17 protein-coding genes are annotated in these 21,873 nt (G+C 39.4%); 14 read left to right on the top strand and 3 right to left on the bottom strand.

Annotation, left to right across the window (positions count from 1 at the left end):
- Positions 1-16 precede the first annotated feature (16 nt).
- The 4 genes from cysK to GNT69_RS00910 all read left to right on the top strand — a co-directional run bounded on the left by cysK (position 17) and on the right by GNT69_RS00910 (position 2,740).
- Positions 17-940 carry a cysteine synthase A gene (gene cysK / locus GNT69_RS00925; protein WP_203553072.1) on the top strand — a complete coding sequence of 308 codons (924 nt, stop codon included), beginning with the start codon at positions 17-19 and terminating at the stop codon, positions 938-940.
- Between the two features lie 54 nt (positions 941-994).
- Positions 995-1,420 (top strand): OsmC family protein, encoded by a 426-nt coding sequence (locus GNT69_RS00920; protein ID WP_203553071.1) that lies wholly within the window; start codon positions 995-997, stop codon positions 1,418-1,420.
- Between the two features lie 109 nt (positions 1,421-1,529).
- Positions 1,530-2,336, top strand: coding sequence for a uroporphyrinogen-III synthase (locus GNT69_RS00915; RefSeq protein WP_203553070.1), 807 nt, complete (start codon positions 1,530-1,532; stop codon positions 2,334-2,336).
- A gap of 170 nt (positions 2,337-2,506) precedes the next feature.
- Positions 2,507-2,740: a CsbA family protein gene (locus GNT69_RS00910; RefSeq protein WP_203553069.1), complete on the top strand. Its 234-nt coding sequence runs from the start codon at positions 2,507-2,509 to the stop codon at positions 2,738-2,740.
- Between the two features lie 35 nt (positions 2,741-2,775).
- Here the strand turns inward: GNT69_RS00910 and GNT69_RS00905 are convergent, their stop codons facing one another.
- On the bottom strand, positions 2,776-4,824 hold the full coding sequence (locus GNT69_RS00905) for a molybdopterin-dependent oxidoreductase (RefSeq protein ID WP_203553068.1): 2,049 nt from the start codon (positions 4,822-4,824) through the stop codon (positions 2,776-2,778).
- Between the two features lie 177 nt (positions 4,825-5,001).
- Between GNT69_RS00905 and GNT69_RS00900 the strand changes: the two genes are divergently transcribed.
- From GNT69_RS00900 to GNT69_RS00875, 6 genes are all read left to right on the top strand, one after another.
- Positions 5,002-5,556 (top strand): 4Fe-4S dicluster domain-containing protein, encoded by a 555-nt coding sequence (locus tag GNT69_RS00900; RefSeq protein WP_203553067.1) that lies wholly within the window; start codon positions 5,002-5,004, stop codon positions 5,554-5,556.
- A 5-nt stretch (positions 5,557-5,561) separates the two neighbouring features.
- Complete coding sequence (locus GNT69_RS00895) at positions 5,562-7,139, top strand: PucR family transcriptional regulator (protein ID WP_203553066.1); 1,578 nt, start codon at positions 5,562-5,564, stop codon at positions 7,137-7,139.
- A 307-nt stretch (positions 7,140-7,446) separates the two neighbouring features.
- Positions 7,447-8,136 (top strand): molecular chaperone TorD family protein, encoded by a 690-nt coding sequence (locus GNT69_RS00890; RefSeq protein WP_203553065.1) that lies wholly within the window; start codon positions 7,447-7,449, stop codon positions 8,134-8,136.
- On the top strand, positions 8,129-10,531 hold the full coding sequence (locus GNT69_RS00885; protein ID WP_203553064.1) for a DMSO/selenate family reductase complex A subunit: 2,403 nt from the start codon (positions 8,129-8,131) through the stop codon (positions 10,529-10,531). The genes GNT69_RS00890 and GNT69_RS00885 overlap by 8 nt, the downstream gene beginning before the upstream one ends.
- Before the next feature lie 13 nt (positions 10,532-10,544).
- The gene (locus tag GNT69_RS00880) at positions 10,545-11,123 is read left to right on the top strand and encodes a DMSO/selenate family reductase complex B subunit (RefSeq protein WP_203553063.1); all 579 of its coding nucleotides are present in this window, start codon (positions 10,545-10,547) and stop codon (positions 11,121-11,123) included.
- A 12-nt stretch (positions 11,124-11,135) separates the two neighbouring features.
- Positions 11,136-11,816 (top strand): dimethyl sulfoxide reductase anchor subunit family protein, encoded by a 681-nt coding sequence (locus tag GNT69_RS00875; protein WP_239093978.1) that lies wholly within the window; start codon positions 11,136-11,138, stop codon positions 11,814-11,816.
- A 1,006-nt stretch (positions 11,817-12,822) separates the two neighbouring features.
- Here the strand turns inward: GNT69_RS00875 and GNT69_RS00870 are convergent.
- Positions 12,823-14,133, bottom strand: a complete 1,311-nt coding sequence (locus tag GNT69_RS00870) for an ATP-binding protein (RefSeq protein ID WP_203553062.1) — start codon at positions 14,131-14,133, stop codon at positions 12,823-12,825.
- Positions 14,134-14,368: 235 nt separating this feature from the next.
- On the opposite strand from GNT69_RS00870, the gene uvrB reads away from it, so the two are divergent.
- The 4 genes from uvrB (at position 14,369) to GNT69_RS00850 (ending at position 20,849) form a co-directional block, all read left to right on the top strand.
- Complete coding sequence (gene uvrB, locus GNT69_RS00865; RefSeq protein ID WP_203553061.1) at positions 14,369-16,345, top strand: excinuclease ABC subunit UvrB; 1,977 nt, start codon at positions 14,369-14,371, stop codon at positions 16,343-16,345.
- 7 nt (positions 16,346-16,352) lie between these two features.
- Positions 16,353-19,232 carry an excinuclease ABC subunit UvrA gene (gene uvrA / locus GNT69_RS00860; RefSeq protein ID WP_203553060.1) on the top strand — a complete coding sequence of 960 codons (2,880 nt, stop codon included), beginning with the start codon at positions 16,353-16,355 and terminating at the stop codon, positions 19,230-19,232.
- Positions 19,233-19,374: 142 nt separating this feature from the next.
- On the top strand, positions 19,375-20,505 hold the full coding sequence (locus GNT69_RS00855) for a DUF4097 family beta strand repeat-containing protein (protein WP_203553059.1): 1,131 nt from the start codon (positions 19,375-19,377) through the stop codon (positions 20,503-20,505).
- Positions 20,502-20,849 carry a phage holin family protein gene (locus GNT69_RS00850; protein WP_203553058.1) on the top strand — a complete coding sequence of 116 codons (348 nt, stop codon included), beginning with the start codon at positions 20,502-20,504 and terminating at the stop codon, positions 20,847-20,849. Before GNT69_RS00855 ends, GNT69_RS00850 begins: the two co-directional genes overlap by 4 nt.
- Positions 20,850-20,910: 61 nt before the next feature.
- Here the strand turns inward: GNT69_RS00850 and GNT69_RS00845 are convergent, their stop codons facing one another.
- Positions 20,911-21,750 (bottom strand): N-acetylmuramoyl-L-alanine amidase, encoded by an 840-nt coding sequence (locus tag GNT69_RS00845; protein WP_203553057.1) that lies wholly within the window; start codon positions 21,748-21,750, stop codon positions 20,911-20,913.
- Between the last annotated feature and the right edge of the window lie 123 nt (positions 21,751-21,873).

Below are 21,873 nucleotides of genomic sequence, written 5' to 3'. Positions count from 1 at the left end.
TATGGGAGTGATGGAAATGAAATTATATAACTCAATTCTTGATTTAGTTGGGAATACTCCAATTGTCAAGCTTAATAAATTACCTGATCCTGTTGGTGGAGACGTTTACATGAAACTTGAATCCTTTAATCCAGGCGGGAGTGTGAAAGACCGCGCATCTTTAAATATGATCGAACGTGCTGAAGCGGAAGGGAAGTTAATTCCTGGTAAAAGCATAGTCATTGAACCGACTTCTGGAAATACAGGAATCGGAATTGCGATGGTTTGTGCTGTAAAAGGTTATCCATGTATCATTACGATGCCTGATAATGCTACAGCTGAGCGGGTCAAAATTTTAAAAGCATATGGTGCTGAAGTTCATTTGACACCTGCTAACAAGCGGATGCAAGGAGCAATCGATAAAGCGACTGAATTAGCCGCAGAAAATCCGAATTCATTTATTCCGATGCAATTTGAAAACACGGCAAATTCGGATGCGCATCGTGAAACGACCGCTGTAGAAATTTTCACTGCATTTGAAGGAAAGTTAGATGCGCTTGTGTTAACAGCTGGAACCGGCGGTACGGTTACTGGTGTTGGTGAAGAGCTCAAGGGAAAAATGCCTGATTTGAAAATTTATGTCGTTGAGCCAGCTGGATCCCCTGTATTATCTGGAGGAGAGCCAGGACCACATAAAATTCCTGGGACAGGCCCTGGATTTATCCCAAAAATATTAAATCGCGACGTTTTTGATGAGATTTTTCATATAAAGGATGATGATGCACAAGAACTGGCGCGCGCTCTTGCAGCGAAAGAGGGGATTTTCATCGGTGCCTCTGGAGCGGCTTCTGCTTACTTTGCGATTGAAGTAGCGAAGAAACTTCCCGCTTCGTCAAGAGTCCTTTGTCTTGCTCCAGATACTGGGGAAAGATATCTTTCTTCGGATTTATTTCCCGGCTAAGGGAATTGTAAAAGCAAATAATCATACTTAAGTATGAAAGGAGTTTGATCAAAAATGGAATTAACAATAAATTGGACTGGAAAAATGGCGTTTTCGGGGACAACCCCGTCTGGACATGAAATTAAAATGGATGCAGCCGAAGAGATCGGCGGCCAGAATTCTGGAGCAAGACCGACTGAGTTGCTGTTAAATGCAGTCGCAGGATGTACGGGAATTGATATTATTTCAACTTTACATAAAATGCGGTTAGAGCCGACATCGTTTAAAATGGACATTTCTGGTGATCGTGCGGATGACCACCCGAAACGGTTTACAGAGATCCATATTCATTATGCATTGGAAGGCGATTTACCAGAAGAAAAAGTTCAACGTGCCATTAAACTATCGAAAGATAAATATTGCTCGGTTTCCCATTCATTAAATTCGACAATTACGGCGAGCTTTTCAATCAATGGTGTAAATGGAAAGGAAACTTTATAAATTCTTAAAAGCTGGATTCCTTGAGGGAATTCAGTTTTTTTCAGATTTAGAAAAAAAACTTGCAAAATGGTATAGTAACTCTAAAAGGTTTTTAGAATGGGGGAGTAAAATGAGTCAATTAGCGGGGAAGCGAGTTGCGTTAGCAGGATCGCGAAAATTAGAAGAAATTAGTCAAATTATTACAAACAAGGGTGGTGTTCCAGTTATTCGCCCATCACAAGGGACAGCGATTCTAGATGATTCGAAGCTTGAGGATGATCTTCGTGAGCTTGTTGGTGGATCCTATGACTGGTTTGTGTTCACGACAGGAATTGGAACAGATATTTTATATCGGACCGCAGAAAAAATCGGGATTGGAGAAGAGTTTGTAAAGACAATTAAAGAAGCTAAAGTGGCTGCACGAGGGTATAAAACGGTGAATACTTTAAAGAAACTAGGAATTACTCCAATTGTGAGAGATGATGATGGTAGTACAGCAGGACTTGTACGATCGCTATCTGCCTATGATTTGCAACACTCGAGAGTGGCATTGCAATTACATGGAGATCCAGCACCTAGGTTAATAAGCTTTTTAGATGAGCAAAAGGCAGATTATAAAGAAATTCTTCCTTACCAACATATTCCACCTAATAAGGATATACTTGAACAGCTCACTCAAGAGATTGTCTCTGGAGAAGTTGATGCGGTCAATTTTACAAGCACGCCACAAGCACGATTTTTATTTTCCTTTGCGCGGGAAAAAGGGCTGTTACAAGAGGTTTTAACTGCGTTTTCAACCAATGTCGTTGCAGTTGCTGTCGGCAAAGTCACTGCGGCTGCTTTAAAAGACGAAGGGGTAGAACGGGTTGTTTTCCCAGAAACAGAACGAATGGGAAGTGCGATTGTAGCCTTAGAAAAATATTATTCTCAAGACTAAACATTTGCAAACAAAGGTAGTTATTCTCACTTTGACTTCTTTTCGTTGATAAGCGAACGGATATCCAATTTTAAAATCGAAAAGAAGTGAAAATTCTTGTTTGTCAGACAGAAAACAGCTATGCTAAAAAGTAATATGAATTGCAGGATCAGTTGAAGAAGGTGCCTGAATTGTTGTTAAAATATTTGTTTGCATTGCTGTTGCCGGGAATATTAGTGTTGTTTTTTACGAGAGTCGTCTATAATCATTATCTTGGCCTCGTTCTAACAGTGGCTTTAATTGCCGCCTCTGTTTATCGTGGATATACGGACACTATGCTATTAATTGTTATGGATGCTTTTTCTTTAACCGTTGGTTTTTACTTTGCAACTAAAATGATGAAAAACGTTCGTAAAACCCAATAACTGTGCCGATGTTTTCTACTCGGCACAGCTAGAATTTATAACTTAGCCACATTGACAAACGTGTCATAAAAGGCGACGCCATTAGCTCCAGCTACTTTCTCTCCCATATCTGTTTCTAATACCGGTACTAAGCGGTTAATGATAATCTGCGAATTTTGATACCAGCCTTCATAGATTAATAGTATGTCTTTCGGAACTTTCGTACTATAAATGGCCTTAATTTCAATCGTATCTTGCTCATTAAAAATTTTTATGACTTCTCCATCATAAATCCCTAGTTTTTTCGCAAATTCAGCGTTCATTTCTACACATGCTTCTTTTTCCTCCGATAAATGGAGAAAGTCAAATTGAGAATTCAATGCATATGGATGGTGAGGAGTTATGAGCCAAAAGGGATAATCTACAGATGGCAGTTTTCCTTCGATATAAATCGGTGTCGGCGAAAAGCCGTTTTGTTTTGCTGCTAATGAGTAAAATTCAAACTTTCCTGTTGGCGTGAGAAAGGTTTTGTTCTCCCAGGCAATTGTCGGGAAATTCCCCACTACGATTCCATCTACTTTTCGTAAATCAGCAATTGAGTGAACTCCATATTTCTCGAATACATACTCATTAAACTGCGCATTTAAATAGTCCTCTTCTGATTTGTAGGTTGGAAAAGAGCAATGTTCAGGTGCAATTTGTTTTATTCTCGAGGCCATTTCTGTGATGATTTCCCATTCGCTCCTGCTTTCATAATAGGGCGACACTGCTCGTTCATTGAGCGCAAGTACTTTATGAAAATAACTAGTTACGATGTCCAACTCCTCGAAATGAGTGGTCGTTGGCAAAATTAGGTTCGACATTTCTGCTGTTGGCGTTAAAAACTGGTCGACTGTGACGACAAAAGGGATGTTTTCTAAATGCTTCTGAATCGCTTGCGGATTTGGATCTTGCGTTAATGGGTTTCGACAGGCAATCCACATCATTTCAATTGGTACGGACAACGAACCGTTAATCCATTTGTTCATATTGACAATCCGATTTTTTTCATCTAGATGACTATTACTAAAGATTTGTTGATTATTGAAAATCATCGACTCGCCATGCGTGTAAAAGGCTCCGCCACCCTCTCTTCCAATATCTCCACGTACAGCAGCTAATGCTTCAATCGCCCGGATATTTTGTCCACCATTAGAATGTCGCTGTAAACCAAAACCGATCATATGAGAAACAGCTTTAGCCTCTTTTAACCAAGCTACTAATAAATCAATCGCAGCTTCCGGAACCCCGCATGTTTGTAAATACCGCTGAGAACTAATTTTGTTAACTAATTCACAATAAGATTCAAAACCATAGGAATGATTTTTTAAAAACGAGTGGTCCACTTCTCCCTGGCTGATGAGTTCTTTAATAATTATATTTGCTAAAGCTCCATCTGTACCGGGGACAAGTTGAATAAATAAGTCGGCATGCTCAGCTGTTTCTGTATAAAGGGGATCAATGACAATTACCTTAGCTCCGCTTCTCTTCGCTTTTAAGATAAATGGAATGAGATGAATATTTGTACTTGCTGGATTTGTTCCCCAAAGAAAGATTAAATCACTCTTGGCAATTTGGGCTGGATCCGACATGCTGATTGAGCCTGTACTATATTCAAGCGCTTCAATTCCAGCGGAGGAACAAGGCGAACCAACAATTCTTGTTGTTTTACTCAGGCTAGAGAAAAATTCATCTGTCACATAATGGTGAACGCCTAAATTCCCGGAGTATTTATACAATGCAAATGGAAGAAAACTTTTATATTTATTGAAAATGTGATTTAAATGCTTTTCAATCAAATGGAATGCTCGCTCCCAAGTAATCTGATGAAAATTCCCTGAACCTTTCTCCTCTTGATAGAGCGGATATTTTAGCCGCTTTGAATGGTAATTTCTTTCAATATAACTATACCCTTTTGAACATAATTTCCCTTTCGTATACGGATGATTTTCATCGCCCGCTAAATGAATGAGTCGACCCTTTTCTGTAGACGAAATCATTGTACAAGCACTAAAACAATTTCTTGGACAAACGTGCTTACACTGTATTGCAGCAACATCGCTCATCTATTCATGTCTCCTTATCGCGTGAATAATCTAATAACGTCACAAATTTGTCTTGCAAAATTCACCAGATTCTCGTTCAGGAAAAAAAACAAGGTTAGTTTTTATTATAAACTATAAATAGGTAAAAAAGTTTAAGCGTTTAATGGCAATGTGACTGCTTAAAAGGGGTGGTACTCCATGTCGGAACAAATCATTTTTTTCATTGATTTAAATAAATGCATTGATTGCAAAACATGTGAGATGGCTTGTATTGATTACCATGGAATTACAGGCATTCATCGTAGGAAGGTTGTTTCCTTTCAAAAAGCGGTAACCGAGCAAAAATTATACTTATCGCTTTCATGTAATCATTGTAAAAATCCCGTATGTATTGCGATATGTCCAGAAAATAATTACCGCAAACGCCGCGATGGGGTGGTCGTCCTTGATTCGAGCAATTGTAAAGCGTGTATGAGATGTGTTCAAGCTTGTCCGTTTGAAGCACCAAAAATAAACCCTAAAACGAATCGTGCCGATAAATGCAATTTATGTGTTGATCGACTTGACCAAGAGTTAAAACCAATTTGTGTATCAAATTGTCCGACAGGAGGGTTAAACATCATCAAAACGAGAAGAAGTAATAAACATCTGCAACATTTAAGGAGCCTTGATTTTCCAATCATGACGTATACATACCCCTCTATTGATATTATCACTCGAACAGAGGGGAGGATCTTTTGGAGAGAGGGGTGATGGACATGAAAGAATCATTACAAGATACACTTACATGGATTCCACTCCATCAAATCAGTTGTTTAACCTCAATTCCTAAAGAGCCCATTTATTATGATTTCGTCCTTCACCAACTCCCTGATGAATGGGTCAACCGGCGGTTTTTATGTGTTCTTGATCATCCAGATGAGTGGATGAAACTAAATGATCAACGAGCGTCGTTACAATTTATTCAAGATTCGAATCTTGTCGGCATTATTTTTGTTTCTCAAACACCTGTCTTTATTCAGGAAGAAATATGTACGCTTTTTGAACAATTTGATTTACCCATTGTTCAAGTTAATGAATTAGAAGTCAGTAAATTATTTCAACAAGGAAATGGGGAATTTTATTCTTACTGGCAAGTAACGAAGGAACTTGATGGCTTTAAAGAAAAAGGGTATCACCAGATTGCAAATCAATTAGCCAAAATGCTAAATGCCCCTTTGCTAACTCTAAATCAAGATTTTCATGTTCTTTTCGAAGCAGGAAAAGATAATCAGCTTAAGGAAGCAAAACGCTGGATAAATATGAATCATCAGGAACTTATGGAGCAGGATGAACTAAAAAACAGTACTGAAGCGCATTATTTAATCATAGGAAATGCCCCCTATTTCCACCGACTACAAACACAATCGAAGCAAATTTTGTTCATTTCAGAGCAGTTCGTTAACTGGCAAAAAAAGTTCATCGATAAATTTGTCGGTCTGATTTCGCTTTATCTCCAATCTGAAAAAGAGATGAGTAAACTTCAAGAAAAGCTCCAAGAGCAGTTTGTTTATGATCTCCTTTACCATAAATTTGAATCAAAAAAGGTATTAATCAAGCTAGGGAAGACATGGGACTGGAACTTAGAAAAGCCACATCATTTATTAGTCATTGATGTTGAGCTCTGTGAAGATTGGGATGGGGAGTTTAACTGGGTTGAAGAGGTTTTAACGACTCTCGAACATGAAAAAAAGAGCGGCGATGCAATTTTTCATGTTCTGATGTTTGATGATCAAATCTTGTTGTTAGTTGAAGAAGAACATCACACACTTAGAGAGAGAAAAGCGCATGTAGAAAAATTAGCAAATACAATCGAACAAACTCTTTCAAATAAGTGGGAAAACATTATTTTTAAAATTGGAATTGGTAAGTGTTATCAAGATACGACAGAGTTAAATAAAAGCTATCAGGAAGCAAAACTAGCATTAGAGTTTGGACAAGAATGGTATAAAGACCGTAACGTGTTTCATTTTAGTAATCTAGGTGTTTTGCGCCTGCTCTTTCATATCCATCAAGGGATATTAACCGACTTTAGTGAGGATTATTTAGCTTTGTTGATCGAAAGTGATCGGAAAAGTGGAACAGAATACTTAAAAACATTACAAATTTATATCCAGTATCATGGAAAAATTAACGAAGTGTCTGAAGCATTGTTCGTTCATCCAAACACATTGAGGTATCGAATAAAAAAAATTGAAGAAATAACAGGGATTAATTTGCAAAATCCAGAGGAGTTTTCAAATATTATGATTGCGGTTCAAATTTTTTTCTTTTTAAATCCCTCACTTACCGCATAGGAGTGACAAATCTTAAATGGAAACCGTCGAGAATAATTTTCTCACCGGTTTCTTTCTTTTTGGCTAAAAAGTTACAGAAAGGCAAGACATTATCGAAATTCATAGTTTGTTCATTGATTCACATTAAAAGACTGTAAAAACTAACAAATGGCATGATTGAACTATGTTTAAATGAACAAAACCATTCGTCAACTCCCTCTTATAAAATGGAAGTAGAAGGAAACCTTGAAGCGTATCGTTTCCAGGTGAGAAGGAATTCAGAAATAATGTGAAACTCTGAACATACAAATGAAAGGAGGTAACAAAGGTGGAGAGTGTGCTAGCGCAAAACTACTGTTCAACAGTTAAAGAAAGAGAAACGATTTATATATTTTTAAAAGTAGGTTTTGAGGAACCTTTAAGCGTACAGACATTAAAGCTGTGGAAAGAAAGTTTTTCCCCTGATTTTATTCAATTATTAACGGATGAAAATCATTATTTGGCTGATTTTTTCGAAGAGATGAAAACGAAAGATTTGGAGGCTTTGGCTATACGGGAAAAAGAGGCTTATTTAGCTACTTTTAATGTTTTAAATGAGACGGGGCGTATTCCTGCACCACCTTGGGAGTCTGTTTATACGACGAACGACCAATCGATGTTTGGTGACTCGGTGTATCAAATTAGAAGGCAACTTGAGGGATTTGGGTTAGAGTTTATCAATAAAAATTCAGAGCCAGAGGACCATATCGCGATTGAGTTGGAGTTCATGATGTATTTAAATCGTTACACTTTGACTGCATTACAAGATGAGAATGAAGGCAATTATGCAAAAGGAATCTACACGCAATATTGGCTTCATAAAGACCATTTTCATCGTTGGATACATTCATTTACAAAGAACATTGTCTCTGCAAATACAACTTCCTTTTATAAAGGGATTGCACAATTGCTGCGTTCATTTGTAGATGAGGACTATGAATATATTAAATCAATTAAGGAGGGTCTAGACAATGAGTGAAAATATCATTAACAACATCACGAATAAGAAATTGAAACGTCGTACGTTTCTAAAATGGTCCGGTGCCGTGACAGCTCCAGCAATCATTGGCGGAGCAGGGGTAACGAACAAACTTGTCCAAAAGGCAAGTGCAGATTCTATGAACAATGTGAATAAAGATATGGTGATTCCAACCTGTAGTACGTTAAACTGCGGTGGAAAGTGCTTAATTAAAGCGCATATTAAAGATGGACAAATTGTCCGTATAAGTACAGACGATGATCCTCGTGATGAAAACGCAGATAATGAAAAACATCCGCAAATTCGCGCATGTGTTCGCGGCCGTGGCTATCGCCGACATGTGTATGCTCCCGATCGAATTAAAAAGCCATTAAAACGGGTTGGGAAACGCGGCGAAGGGAAATTTGAAGAAATTACTTGGGAAGAAGCGATTAAAGAGATCGCGAAAGAAACGAAACGGATTAAACAACAATATGGACCAGCTTCTCGTTTTAGTCTTTATGCGACTGGCCAAACCGGAACGATTGGCAGCGGGGATACTGTTATTCAGCGTTTATTAGCACTAGATGGTGGGTTTTTAGGACGCTATTCGAATTATAGTTCTGGTCAACATATTGCAGCTACTCCATACACTTTTGGTGAAAGTGCCGCAGGAAGCAGCTGTAATACATTATTGGATTCAAAATTAATCATTTTGCACGGGATGAATCCTGCAGAGACGATTATTGGCCATTTCAACATGTATTTACGGATGGCGAAGGAAAGAGGGGCGAAAATTTATACAATTGATCCAAGAAAAACGGATACAAATGTTTCATTAGCAGACGATTGGTTCCCAGTAAAGCCTGGAACGGATAATGCCCTCATTGCGGCGATGGCTTATGTCATGTTTACTGAGAATCTGCATGATCAAGAGTTCTTAAATAAATATTGTCTCGGCCATGATGAAGAGCATATGCCTGAAGGCGTACCAGCAGGTGAATCATACTATAGCTATGTAATGGGCAAAAAAGATGGCGTTATGAAGACCCCGCAATGGGCAGCTAAGATTACTGGTCTCCCAGCTAATCGCATCATCCAACTTGCCAGAGAGGTTGCGATGACGAAACCGATGGCATGGGTTCAAGGAAATGGCATGAACCGTCATATGAACGGTGAGCAGCTTTCCCGCGGTGGCTCGATGATTGCAGCGTTAACAGGGAATATTGGCATAAGCGGCGGCTGGGCCGGACCAAACGCGCCAAATGGAATTATTGTTAAATATCAAGGGTTCCCATTAGGTGATAATCCGCTCGGCATTTCCCTTCCTGTTTTTAAATACACAGATGCGATCGTTCGTGGAACGGAAATGGGTGCCAAAGATGGAGTTAGAGGGTTAGATGAAGGAGGAACATTGCCAGCGAATATAAAAATGATTTTTAATATGGCGGGGAACTGTTTAGTTAACCAGCATAGCGATATTAATAAAACAATCGAAATTCTTGAAGATGAATCATTATGTGAATTTATAGTTACCTCTGATATTTACATGACACCCTCGGCGAAATATTCGGATATCATTTTACCGACATGTACGTTCTTTGAACAAAATGATTTAGTTCCACCATGGAGCTATGGTCAACATATATTCCTGTCACAGAAAGTCGTTGAACCATTATACGGTTCTTTAACAGAGTATGAGTGGATGACAATGTTAGCGAGAGAACTTGGGATTGAACAGGAATTTACCGAAGGTCGAACACAGGATGAATGGGTTCAATGGATGATCGAAGAATCAAAAGAGAAAGATCCTAATTTCCCGAGTTATGAGGAAATGAAAAAGAATAGTGTCTATAAATATGAAGAAAACACCGTAGTGAAATTTAAAGAACAAATTGAAGATCCAGAGAACCACCCATTCAATACACCTTCTGGAAAAATTGAACTTTTCTCGAAAGACTTATGGGATATGAATAATCTAGAAGAGATTCCGGCGATTCCAAAACATGTTGTCGTTAACGAAGGACCAGAAAGTGATTTAACAGCGAAATATCCTTTGCAAATCTTTGGCTGGCACGTAAAAAGACGCTGCCATTCTACTTGGGATACGAGTGATTGGATGGAAGAGGTTGAAACGCAATTACTTTGGATGAACCCAATTGATGCGAAGGCAAGAAGCGTTAAAGATGGTGACCTAGTAAAAATCTATAACGATCGAGGAGAAATTCAAATTTCGACAAAAGTGTCAAGCAGAGTCATGCCAGGGGTTGTCTGTTTGCCGCAAGGTGGTTATTTTACCCCAGATGAGAATGGCGTTGACAAGCGAGGCTCAATCAATGTGTTAACTGGTCTTGAAGCGTCCCCGTTCCATTGTAACCCGCAGCATACGAATCTAGCAGAAGTCGAAAAAGCGTAAAGGAGGAGTAGAAATGGCACAATTAGGTTTTTATATTAACCAAGCCCGTTGCAATGGCTGTAACGCCTGCGTTGTCGCTTGTAAAGACAAAAATGACAACCCTGTTGGCGTAAATTTCCGTCGAGTGTACGTAAATGAATCCGGTGAATTCACAAAGGATAAAGATGGGGCATGGATCAATAATGTGACCGCGTATAATATTTCTTTAGCATGTAATCACTGTGATCAACCCGGCTGTGTCGAAGGTTGTCCAACTGGTGCAATGTTTAAACGTGACGAAGATGGTGTTGTCGTTGTTGATCAAAGTAAATGTGCTGGCTGTAAATATTGTGTTTGGAACTGTCCATACGGAGCCCCACAATTTAATGACGAACTAGGAAAAATGACAAAATGTGATACATGTCTCGATCTTCGTAAAAATGGCGAAAAGCCAGCATGTGTTTCTGCATGTATTATGAGAGCCATCGATTTTGGACCAATTGATGAGTTGCGTCAAAAATATGGAGAAAATGCGGATATTAAAGGCATACCAAGTTCGACGATTACAAAACCAAACCTTGTGATTAATGCACATAAGGATGCGGTTATTTAAGGAGGGATTTACATGCATGAATGGTCGTTATTAATTTTTACTGTTGCCATTCCAGCAGCAGTCGGCGGGATTTTGTTCTTATGGTTTATCGACAGGATTTTAGCGAAAACGGGGGCGGAAATGAAGTTGCCGCTTATCGTTATCGCCATCGTTTCCATTGTAGGTTTAATCGGATCGTTCTTCCACTTAGGCAGTCCGATGAGTGCGTTTAACACAATTAGAGGATTTGGTCGCTCATGGATGAGCAATGAAATCGTCTTTGTAGGAATCTTTATTGGCTTAGCTTGCATTCTAGCTTTACTAGCAATCTTAAACAAGAAAGTAAGCCCAACTTTGATGCTCATTACCGGAATTATTGGTCTCGCTGCAATTTTCACAATGGCCCAAACGTATGCGGTTACTCGTGTCAACGGCTGGGATCATCTAAATACGTACGTCGTGTTCTTTGGCACTGTACTTGCCCTTGGCCCTGTTCTTGGTTCAAGTCTCGTTCTCCCATCTTTTAAAGGGGAAGAACTTAAGAAAATCGTTAAATGGGCCTTTACCTTTGGGATATTAGGAGTGATGATTCAAGTGATTGGATCGGCCATGTTTGCCGCTTATACCCCAGAAATCCAGATGATCACAGGGGAAACAGCCGCTGCGAAGCTTGCCCCCTTATTCAGGAATGATTGGTGTTCGCTGGGTAATTGAACTTGTAGGATTGGCTGTTTTAGGATACTTATCTTTAAGTAGTCAACCGAAAGTGAATTTTGCTTTGGTTTATGCCGCGCTAGCTGTGTTTGTCATTGCCGAAGGGATGAGCCGCTACGTGTTCTATGTATTAGGAGCATAAAGAAGTAAAAAAGAGTATGTTCGCTGCGTAACGGGTTCCGTTAACTATCGCAAATATTAAAAATGTAATGCAATATGACCTTCAAATTGTGGGGTAATTTGGAGGTCTATTTTTGGGCTAACATGAAAGTATAAATTTTTAAATTTATACTTTCATAACGCATAAGGGCAACTACGCCTCTGTCTTCGCCCTTAGGGATACGCCAATCGGCGAGTTTTCTTTATTGATATAAAGGAATTTCGATCATTATTTTGGGAACATCTGTAGTGCAATTGTTATATTGAAATGTGGGGGTACAATAGCCAGTGTACCGCAGCAAAATACTGTTGTTTTTTATTTAAGGTTACCTCTGTTATAACTGATGTTGATTTCACTGCGTCTGAAAAATAAGCGGAAAAATTCCGGCTAAACTGGGAAATACCGATATTTCCTTAAAAATAAGGGGAGTTTTTCCGCTTATATGAGCCAAATCTTTGGATTTTGTCTTATTTAGAGCAGTTAAGCGGAATTTCTCCGCTTATATCCGCTTCTTAAGCTTCCCCTATCTACAATAGCAGGAAATTCTCCGCTTATTCATTCTCAACCCTACACAAAAATCGATACGGCGAAGGCGAAAATGGTTTGCAAACATCTTAAAAAGTAAAATTCGCAAAAACACCGAAGAATGAGCAATGAAAATCAAAAGAGCAAGGGGGTAAACCCTTGCTCTTTTGAATGTTTTTTAATCTCTCTAGCCTTACAAATTGCCCTACATTTATTTTATAGCAAAAAGGATACCATTTTCCTGTGCAAATTGACGTTTTGCGATAGGAAACGGAACCGGTTATTTGCGGCGAACATACTCTTTTACGTCTCAACCTTTGATCACTCATTGCCAGCGTGTTCGCCATTTGCTTTTGGTAGAATGATTGAAAAGGTTGTTCCTTTGTTAAGTTGGCTCGAGACGTCTACTTTGCCAGACATCGATTTTATAATGTTCAACGCAACTAATGTACCGAGTCCAGTGCCATTTTTCTTATTGGAATTTACCGGACTTCCAATTCGATTTACTTCTTCACTTGTCATGCCTCTACCATTATCCTCGATAATAATATAAATGGAATCTAACATTTCATGAATCGCCATTTCGACGACGCCATTGTTGGTTTTGCTCGCTTCAATGCCATTTTTTATTAAATTTAAAATCGCATGCCTGAATTGATATTTGTCGCCTTTAATAAATAAGTTTTTGTCAACAGCGGGATAGAATTTCAATTCCACATTATGCATCTGGGCATAAGACTGTACCGATTGAATGATGTAATCGAATTCATCATGAACGTTGAGACACATATTCGGATTTTCGTTTTCATTTGTTAAAACTAGATAATCTTCAATAATATTTAATGCTTTAGCTAGTTCATCATCCATATCTTGAACGATCGCTCGCCCTTTTCCAGGTAATTCAATCGATTTCAAAGCATCAAGTGATTTATGGACATTGTGAATGGGGGACTGTAGCTTATGAGCGATACTGATCGAAAATTGACTAATTAAATGCATTTTTTCATACTCAATGATTTCATAATTGATTTTCTCTAATTCTAACATCGATTCGTGAATTTGAATGGTCGAAAGCATCGTTAAAATCGTTAATGTTCCGAACACCAATAACAGGACAAACTCTCCTGCGGAAATCATCTGATCATTGAAAAAGTGCGTGCCACCTCCAAATGCAATCACCGTTAATAGCAATAGAGAAAGCGCATACACCCGTTTACCGTGAGAATCATATTTTTCAAACTTTGCTAAGGTGAAATAAAAAATAATGATAAGAATGAGACAAATTACTAGTGTAAGAATAAACCCTTGTCCACCAATGATAAAACGTATGAGCAAAACAGCGACAAGAAGTGGAGTTCCGACTTGATATCCCCCATATAAAAAACCGAGAATCAGCGGAATGTATCTGAAATCTAACATATATCCGTTGCTGACGGCCACGGGAAATGACATGCAAAGGAGGATAGACAACCCATACATGATAATAAGCCAAACTTTTCGCTGTTTAACAGACTGGAACTTCTTTTTAAAATAAGATTGATATAACAGTGTTGGAAATAAAATAATTAAAATCTGCATCACCCAAAGGGCTAACGGTAAATAAAAAAACGTAGCAGAGTCATCAAAATACAATCACATCACTTCCCCTCTTCCTTATATCCTTTCATTTTAATACACATATTTCAAGAAAACTGTTGTTCATATCACACTTATGAACATTTTTTGAACTTTTTATCCTTTTTTCTTTTTTTATAGGGGAAAGGGGTGTATTTTTGGTTGAGAACGCTTGTTTGTGTATTGGTGGTTTGTTAACGTCATATTGTGGTAAAATGAGGATATTGAATTTTATTTAGGAGGCAATGCTTTCATGGACCAGTTTGAATTGGTATCAAAATATTCCCCACAAGGTGATCAACCGGAAGCGATCAGACAACTGGTTCAGGGGATTAAAGAAAATAAACAACATCAAACCCTACTTGGGGCAACAGGAACAGGTAAAACGTTTACTGTTTCCAATGTGATAAAAGAAGTAACCAAACCGACATTAGTAATCGCTCATAATAAAACATTGGCTGGCCAATTATATAGCGAGTTTAAGGAATTTTTTCCTAACAATGCGGTTGAGTATTTTGTTAGTTATTACGATTATTATCAACCAGAAGCGTATGTACCACAAACGGATACATTTATCGAGAAAGATGCAAGTATCAATGATGAAATTGATAAACTGCGGCATTCGGCAACGTCTGCGTTATTTGAACGTCAGGATGTCATTATTATTGCAAGTGTAAGCTGTATTTATGGTCTCGGTTCTCCGGAAGAATATCGTGAACTCGTTGTTTCTTTAAGAACAGGAATGGATATTGAAAGAAATAAACTTTTACATAGGCTAGTTGATGTTCAATACGAACGCAATGATATTGATTTTAAACGGGGGACATTCCGCGTGCGCGGAGATGTGGTTGAAATTTTCCCGGTTTCTAGGGATGAGCATTGCATACGGGTTGAATTTTTTGGCGATGAAATCGACCGCATTCGTGAAGTAGATGCATTAACAGGAGAAATCATCGGTGAACGCGAACATGTCGCCATTTTTCCGGCATCCCACTTCGTTACCCGTGAAGAAAAAATGCGTGTCGCCATTGAAAATATCGAAAAAGAGCTGGAGGAAAGACTAGCAGAATTGCGTGAAAATGATAAATTGCTTGAGGCACAGCGTTTAGAACAACGCACTCGATACGATTTAGAAATGATGCGGGAAATGGGGTTTTGTTCAGGAATTGAAAACTATTCCCGCCATTTAACATTGAGACCACCAGGTTCAACGCCCTATACATTGATTGATTATTTTCCTGAGGACTTTTTGCTAATTATCGATGAGTCCCATGTCACACTTCCGCAAATTCGCGGGATGTATAACGGTGACCAAGCAAGAAAAAATGTATTGGTTGAGCATGGGTTCCGCTTGCCTTCCGCACTTGATAATCGTCCGCTTATGTTTGGGGAGTTCGAAAAGCATATTCGTAATGCCATTTATGTTTCAGCAACACCTGGCCCTTATGAGCTTGAACTCACACCGAAAATGATTGAACAAATTATTCGCCCGACAGGACTGTTAGATCCAACAATTGATATCCGACCGATTGAAGGGCAAATTGACGATTTGATCGGTGAAATCCAAGAAAGAGTAAAGCGAAATGAACGGGTATTGGTTACCACTTTAACGAAAAAGATGTCTGAGGATTTAACTGATTATTTGAAAGAAATCGGCATTAAAATTCAATACCTTCATTCTGAAGTAAAGACACTTGAACGGATTGAAATCATCCGCGAGCTTCGCCTTGGAACATATGATGTCCTCGTTGGAATCAATCTCTTAAGGGAAGGCCTTGATATCCCTGAAGTATCGCTAGTCGTCATTTTAGATGCAGATAAGGAAGGTTTCTTACGTTCTGAGCGTTCATTGATCCAGACGATTGGCCGTGCTGCAAGGAATTCCAATGGGCATGTGATTATGTATGCCGATAAAATCACGAATTCAATGGAAATAGCGATTAGTGAAACGAAACGCCGCCGTTTGATTCAAGAGGAATATAATCAAAAATATGGAATTACACCGAAAACGATTCAGAAGGACATTCGTGATGTGATTCGGGCGACAGTGGCTGCGGAGGAACAAGAAGAATACAGCCCATCTGAAGGCTTAAAAAAGCTATCTAAGCAAGAACGCGAGAAAATGATTGTCAATATGGAAAAAGACATGAAGGAAGCCGCGAAAGCGCTCAATTTTGAACGAGCAGCGGAACTGCGTGACCTTATACTTGAGTTAAAAGCGGAAGGATGACAGAACAATGGCATTGGATAAAATAATTGTAAAAGGCGCTAGGGCACATAATTTAAAAAATATCGATGTCACGATTCCGCGAGACAAGCTAGTCGTAATCACAGGACTTTCTGGCTCAGGAAAGTCCTCACTGGCTTTTGATACGATTTATGCGGAAGGTCAACGGCGCTACGTTGAATCATTGTCAGCATATGCCCGGCAATTTCTCGGGCAAATGGATAAACCAGATGTCGATTCAATTGATGGCCTATCCCCGGCAATATCAATTGATCAGAAGACAACAAGTCGAAATCCTCGGTCAACAGTGGCAACCGTGACGGAAATTTATGATTATTTACGTTTGTTATTTGCGAGGGTAGGGCATCCAATCTGTCCTCACCATAATATTGAAATTTCTTCGCAGACGATTGAACAGATGGTCGACCGAATTCTTGAATATCCCGAGCGAACGAAAATGCAGATTTTAGCACCGGTCGTTTCCGGGCGTAAAGGCATGCATGTGAAAATTCTTGAAGATATAAAGAAGCAAGGATATGTTCGTGTTCGAATCGATGGAGAGATGTATGATGTCGGGGAAGAGATTGAGCTAGATAAAAATAAGAAGCATTCGATTGAAGTAGTTATTGACCGTATTGTCGTTAAAGAGGGGGTAGCAGCACGGGTTGCTGATTCCCTGGAATCGGCTCTAAAGCTTGGTGAAGGCAAAGTGTTGGTTGATGTGATTGGTGAGGAAGAGCTTTTGTTCAGTGAAAACCACTCATGTCCAATTTGCGGGTTTGCCATCGGCGATCTTCAACCACGAATGTTTTCATTTAATAATCCATTTGGTGCCTGCCCAGAATGTGATGGACTTGGTGTCAAAATGGAAGTTGATGTTGATCTCGTCATCCCGAATAAAGAGTTAAGCTTAAAACAGCATGCGGTTGCACCTTGGGAGCCAGTTAGCTCGCAATATTATCCGAGCCTGCTTGATGCGGTTTGTAATCATTTCGGAATTGATCAAGATGTCCCAATCAAAGACCTTCCGAAAGATCAGCTCGATAAAATTCTTTATGGCTCGGGAGATGAGCGTATTTATTTCCGGTATGAAAATGATTTTGGCCAATTGCGCGAGAACTACGTCCAATTTGAAGGGGTCCTTCGCAATGTTGAAAGGCGCTATAAAGAAACGAGCTCTGATTTTACGCGCGAACAAATGGAAAAATACATGGGAGAGCTAGCTTGTCACTCATGTAAAGGGTATCGACTTAAGCCGGAGAGTCTTGCTGTGCTTATTGCTGGTCATCATATTGGCGAACTGACCGCACTGTCAATTGGAGAGGCGTATCAATTTTTTAACCAGTTACAGCTTTCGGAAAAAGAGATGCAAATTGGCAAGCTAATTTTTCAAGAAATAAAAGAACGCCTTGGATTTTTAATGAATGTTGGGCTTGATTATTTAACATTATACCGAGCTGCCGGAAGCTTATCTGGCGGAGAGGCTCAGCGTATTCGACTTGCGACCCAGATTGGTTCAAGGTTAACGGGGGTCCTTTATATTCTTGATGAGCCATCCATTGGACTACATCAACGTGATAATGACCGTTTGATTTATACGTTGAAACAAATGCGTGATATAGGCAATACCCTTATTGTCGTTGAGCATGATGAGGATACGATGCTTGCTGCTGATTATTTAATTGACGTTGGTCCTGGTGCGGGTGCTCATGGAGGTGAAATTGTCTCTTCAGGAACGCCCATGGAAGTGATGAAGGATCCAGCTTCGTTAACAGGTCAATATCTTGAAGGGAAGAGGTTCATCCCGCTCCCAATTGAACGACGAAAAGGAAATGGTCGCTATATTGAAATTAAAGGTGCAAAGGAAAATAATTTAAAAAATGTCAACGTAAAGTTTCCGCTTGGAACGTTTACTGCGGTGACAGGTGTTTCCGGATCTGGAAAAAGCACATTAATTAATGAAATTTTACAAAAGACATTAGCAATGAAACTGCATCGAGCAAAGAGTAAACCAGGGGCGTATCGAGAAATCAATGGGATTGAGCATCTTGATAAAGTAATTGATATTGATCAATCTCCAATTGGACGGACGCCAAGATCGAATCCAGCAACTTATACAGGCGTATTCGATGATATTCGTGATGTGTTTGCTTCGACAAATGAGGCGAAAGTAAGAGGCTATAAAAAAGGACGCTTCAGTTTTAATGTAAAGGGTGGCCGCTGTGAAGCATGCCGGGGCGATGGGATTCTTAAAATTGAAATGCACTTTTTACCTGATGTTTATGTCCCTTGTGAAGTTTGCCACGGAAAACGCTACAACCGAGAAACGCTTGAAGTAAAATATAAAGGGAAAAGCATTGCGGATATTCTTGATCTGACGGTTGAAGACGCATTAGAATTTTTTAGCAATATCCCAAAAATCAAACGGAAATTGCAAACGATTCATGATGTCGGTTTAGGTTACGTTACCCTTGGTCAACCTGCGACGACACTTTCAGGAGGAGAGGCACAGCGTGTGAAGTTAGCTTCTGAACTACATCGCCGTTCAACGGGGAAAACTCTTTATATTTTAGATGAACCAACAACAGGTTTACATGTTGATGATATTTCAAGATTGCTCGTTGTTCTCCAACGTTTAGTTGAAAATGGGGACACCGTTCTAGTCATTGAACATAATTTAGACGTCATTAAAGCGGCTGATTATATTACTGACTTAGGTCCTGAAGGTGGAGATAAAGGTGGGATGATCGTTGCTGCCGGTACTCCTGAACAGATAGCAGATGTCCCGGAATCGTATACTGGAACATACTTAAAACCTATCCTTGAGCGCGACCGAAAGCGGATGCAGCAACAAATCGTTGAAAGAGAAGAAAGTGTGAGCAATACGTAAAAAATAAGAATGTAGCATTGTTTCAGCTCATAAGGTGAAACTTCTATACGCTTAATTTCGTATTATTATTGACTGATATAAGGCTGGAAGGTTTTGCGGGCGAAAACTCTGAATAAACTATTCTTGTGAGGAGGGAAAGAAAATGAAGGAAGAACGGAAGAAGATTTTAAAGTTAGTAGAGGATGGGAAACTAGCTGTAGATGAGGCGCTGTTTTTAATTGAAGAGCTTGAGAAGAAGCATGATTCGATGGAGGAAAAGAAAGCGAATTTAATTACAGAGCTATCAACGACTGTAAAATCTGAACAAAGGTATTCAGGAGCGAATGAAGAAGAGGCGAGGAGAGATGAATCAACAAGCCAGAAGATCCACTCCGCAGTCGACAAATTCGTTGATTTCGTCGATACAGCCTTTAAAAAAATTAAAGATTTCGATCTTGATTTTAATTTTGGGCAATCGATTGATATTACCCATATTTTCCAGCAAGGTGGCGCGTATTTAAAAGATATTGATATCGATATTGCGAATGGCTCCATTGATGTCATTCCGTGGGATCAAGATGATGTCCGAATCGAATGTGCGACGAAGGTATACCGAGTGGAATCCCAAGAGGAAGCGCGTCGAAAGTTGCTGGAGGAAGCGATTTTCGCGATTGAAGCCCAAAAACTCAGATTCTCCTCACAACAAAAGTGGATGAAAATGGATGTAATTGTTTATCTTCCACGTACGGATTATGAGAAGGCGAGAATCAGACTTTTCAATGGCTCCATTACAGCGAGAAATTTAGTGGTTGATAATTTTAAAGTGAAAACAGCGAATGGCAAAGTGTCGTTTGAAAACCTAGATTGTAACAAGCTCGAAACTGAAACGGCGAATGGACATATTGAACTAATGAATAGTCGTGTCGATGATCTTGAAGCGGAAACGCTAAATGGGGCGATTAATGCAGAGGGGACATTCCGCCGTGTTGACCTCCAATCTTTTAGTGGCAGTATTCATTGTACAGTGAGTGATCAAGCTTGTGAGAATATTGAGGCGAAAACAGCAACTGGCGGAATCCATTTAGTGATTCCTCAAGATGCTTCGCCACAGGGGGAACTCAGGTCCAATCTAGGTCAATTTAAACTTGAGATTGATGGGCTTGAAGTGGTTGAAGAAAAAAGTGAAATGGTACAAAAGTTCCTTCGCTTTGCCGCGAAGGATGAAAGCAGATCTCCGTTAAGAATATATGCCGATTCTAAAACGGGAGCCATTTCGCTTAAAAAAATCCAATGAAATGGGTATTAGGGATTTTCATCAACGCGGTGTTGTTCATCGCCATCGCGGGTTATTTTGAATCTTTTTATGTATCAAGTTTTGGAGCGGCACTGGGAGCAAGTTTTATGCTTTCGATTTTGAATATTCTTGTCCGGCCAATTTTAATTATTTTTACTTTGCCCGTGACCATTTTAACATTAGGTTTATTTCTCATCGTCATTAATGCGATTACGCTGATGTTAACAGAAGCATTAATGGGGAGTTCTTTTGAAATTAGTGGCTTCGGCATGGCCCTTTTAACTGTGTTGATTATGTCACTCGCAAATTTAATTTTGCAAAATACACTTTTAAAAAAGAATTAAAGTGAAAAAGGCCTTATTCCGTTTAGGAACAGGGCCTTTCCTTCTATAAATTGACAGCGGATTAGTCACGATAAACATATGTTTCATATCCATCATTTTGAAGTCTTGCGGCAAGTGCATCCGCATTGCTCTTTTCTGAAAAAGCTCCGACTTGAATTTTAAATAGATTTTGATCGCTATAGACAAATGTTTCATATCCTTCGCTTTTGAGTGTGGCAGTAAGTTGATCGGCGCTTTGTTTATTTCTAAATGCTCCGACTTGGACTTTATATAAACCGTCTGGTGGGGCGGGTTCAGGTTCAGATACAGGTACAGGTGCAGGTGCGGGTTCAGATGTAGGTGTAGTTTTACTTACAAGCTTAAATTGTTCTGCTAAGGCATTAACAATTGCCTCAGCACAAGTTCTTCGGTAAGCTTCAGAACGGAGAAGTTTGATTTCATCTCGGTTTGTCATGAATCCACATTCGACCAAAACAGCATCCATTTTTGTTTCTCTTAATACATGCAAATCTCCCGTTTTCACCCCTCGGTCTCGAAGGTTGGAAGCTCTGACGAGGTTTTGCTGGATTTTCTGGGCAAGCTGATAAGCAACCGGTGGCCTTGTCAGAAACACATAAGTTTCAATTCCGCCTGCGCTCGTCCATCCACCATTTCCATGGGCATTTGCGTGGATAGATACATAAACATTCACATTTAATTGATTCGCTTTATCCGTTCTGGCTCTTAAAGGGACATCCGTTTGGTCAGAATGGGCAAAGTAGACAGTTACATTTTGATAATTTTGTAAGAGATCGCGGGCGAAATTGGCAATAGCTCGGTTAAACTCATATTCCCTCATGCCATCTGGGCTGCGTTTTCCAGGGGTATTGTAACCGTGACCAGCATCAAGCATAATTCTCATCCAAACAATCCCTCCTTTCTTTAAATGGTTTTCACCTTTATAATATGAAGGTCAAACCGAAAAGGACAGTGCGATTTTTTAAGGTGCAAAAATCGCTCTTTAAGGTTCTCTCATTTTGTTCTT

The organism is Bacillus sp. B15-48, from assembly GCF_016879755.1.
Taxonomy (GTDB): domain Bacteria; phylum Bacillota; class Bacilli; order Bacillales; family Cytobacillaceae; genus Mesobacillus_B.
This window is presented reverse-complemented; position numbering and strand designations above follow the sequence as displayed.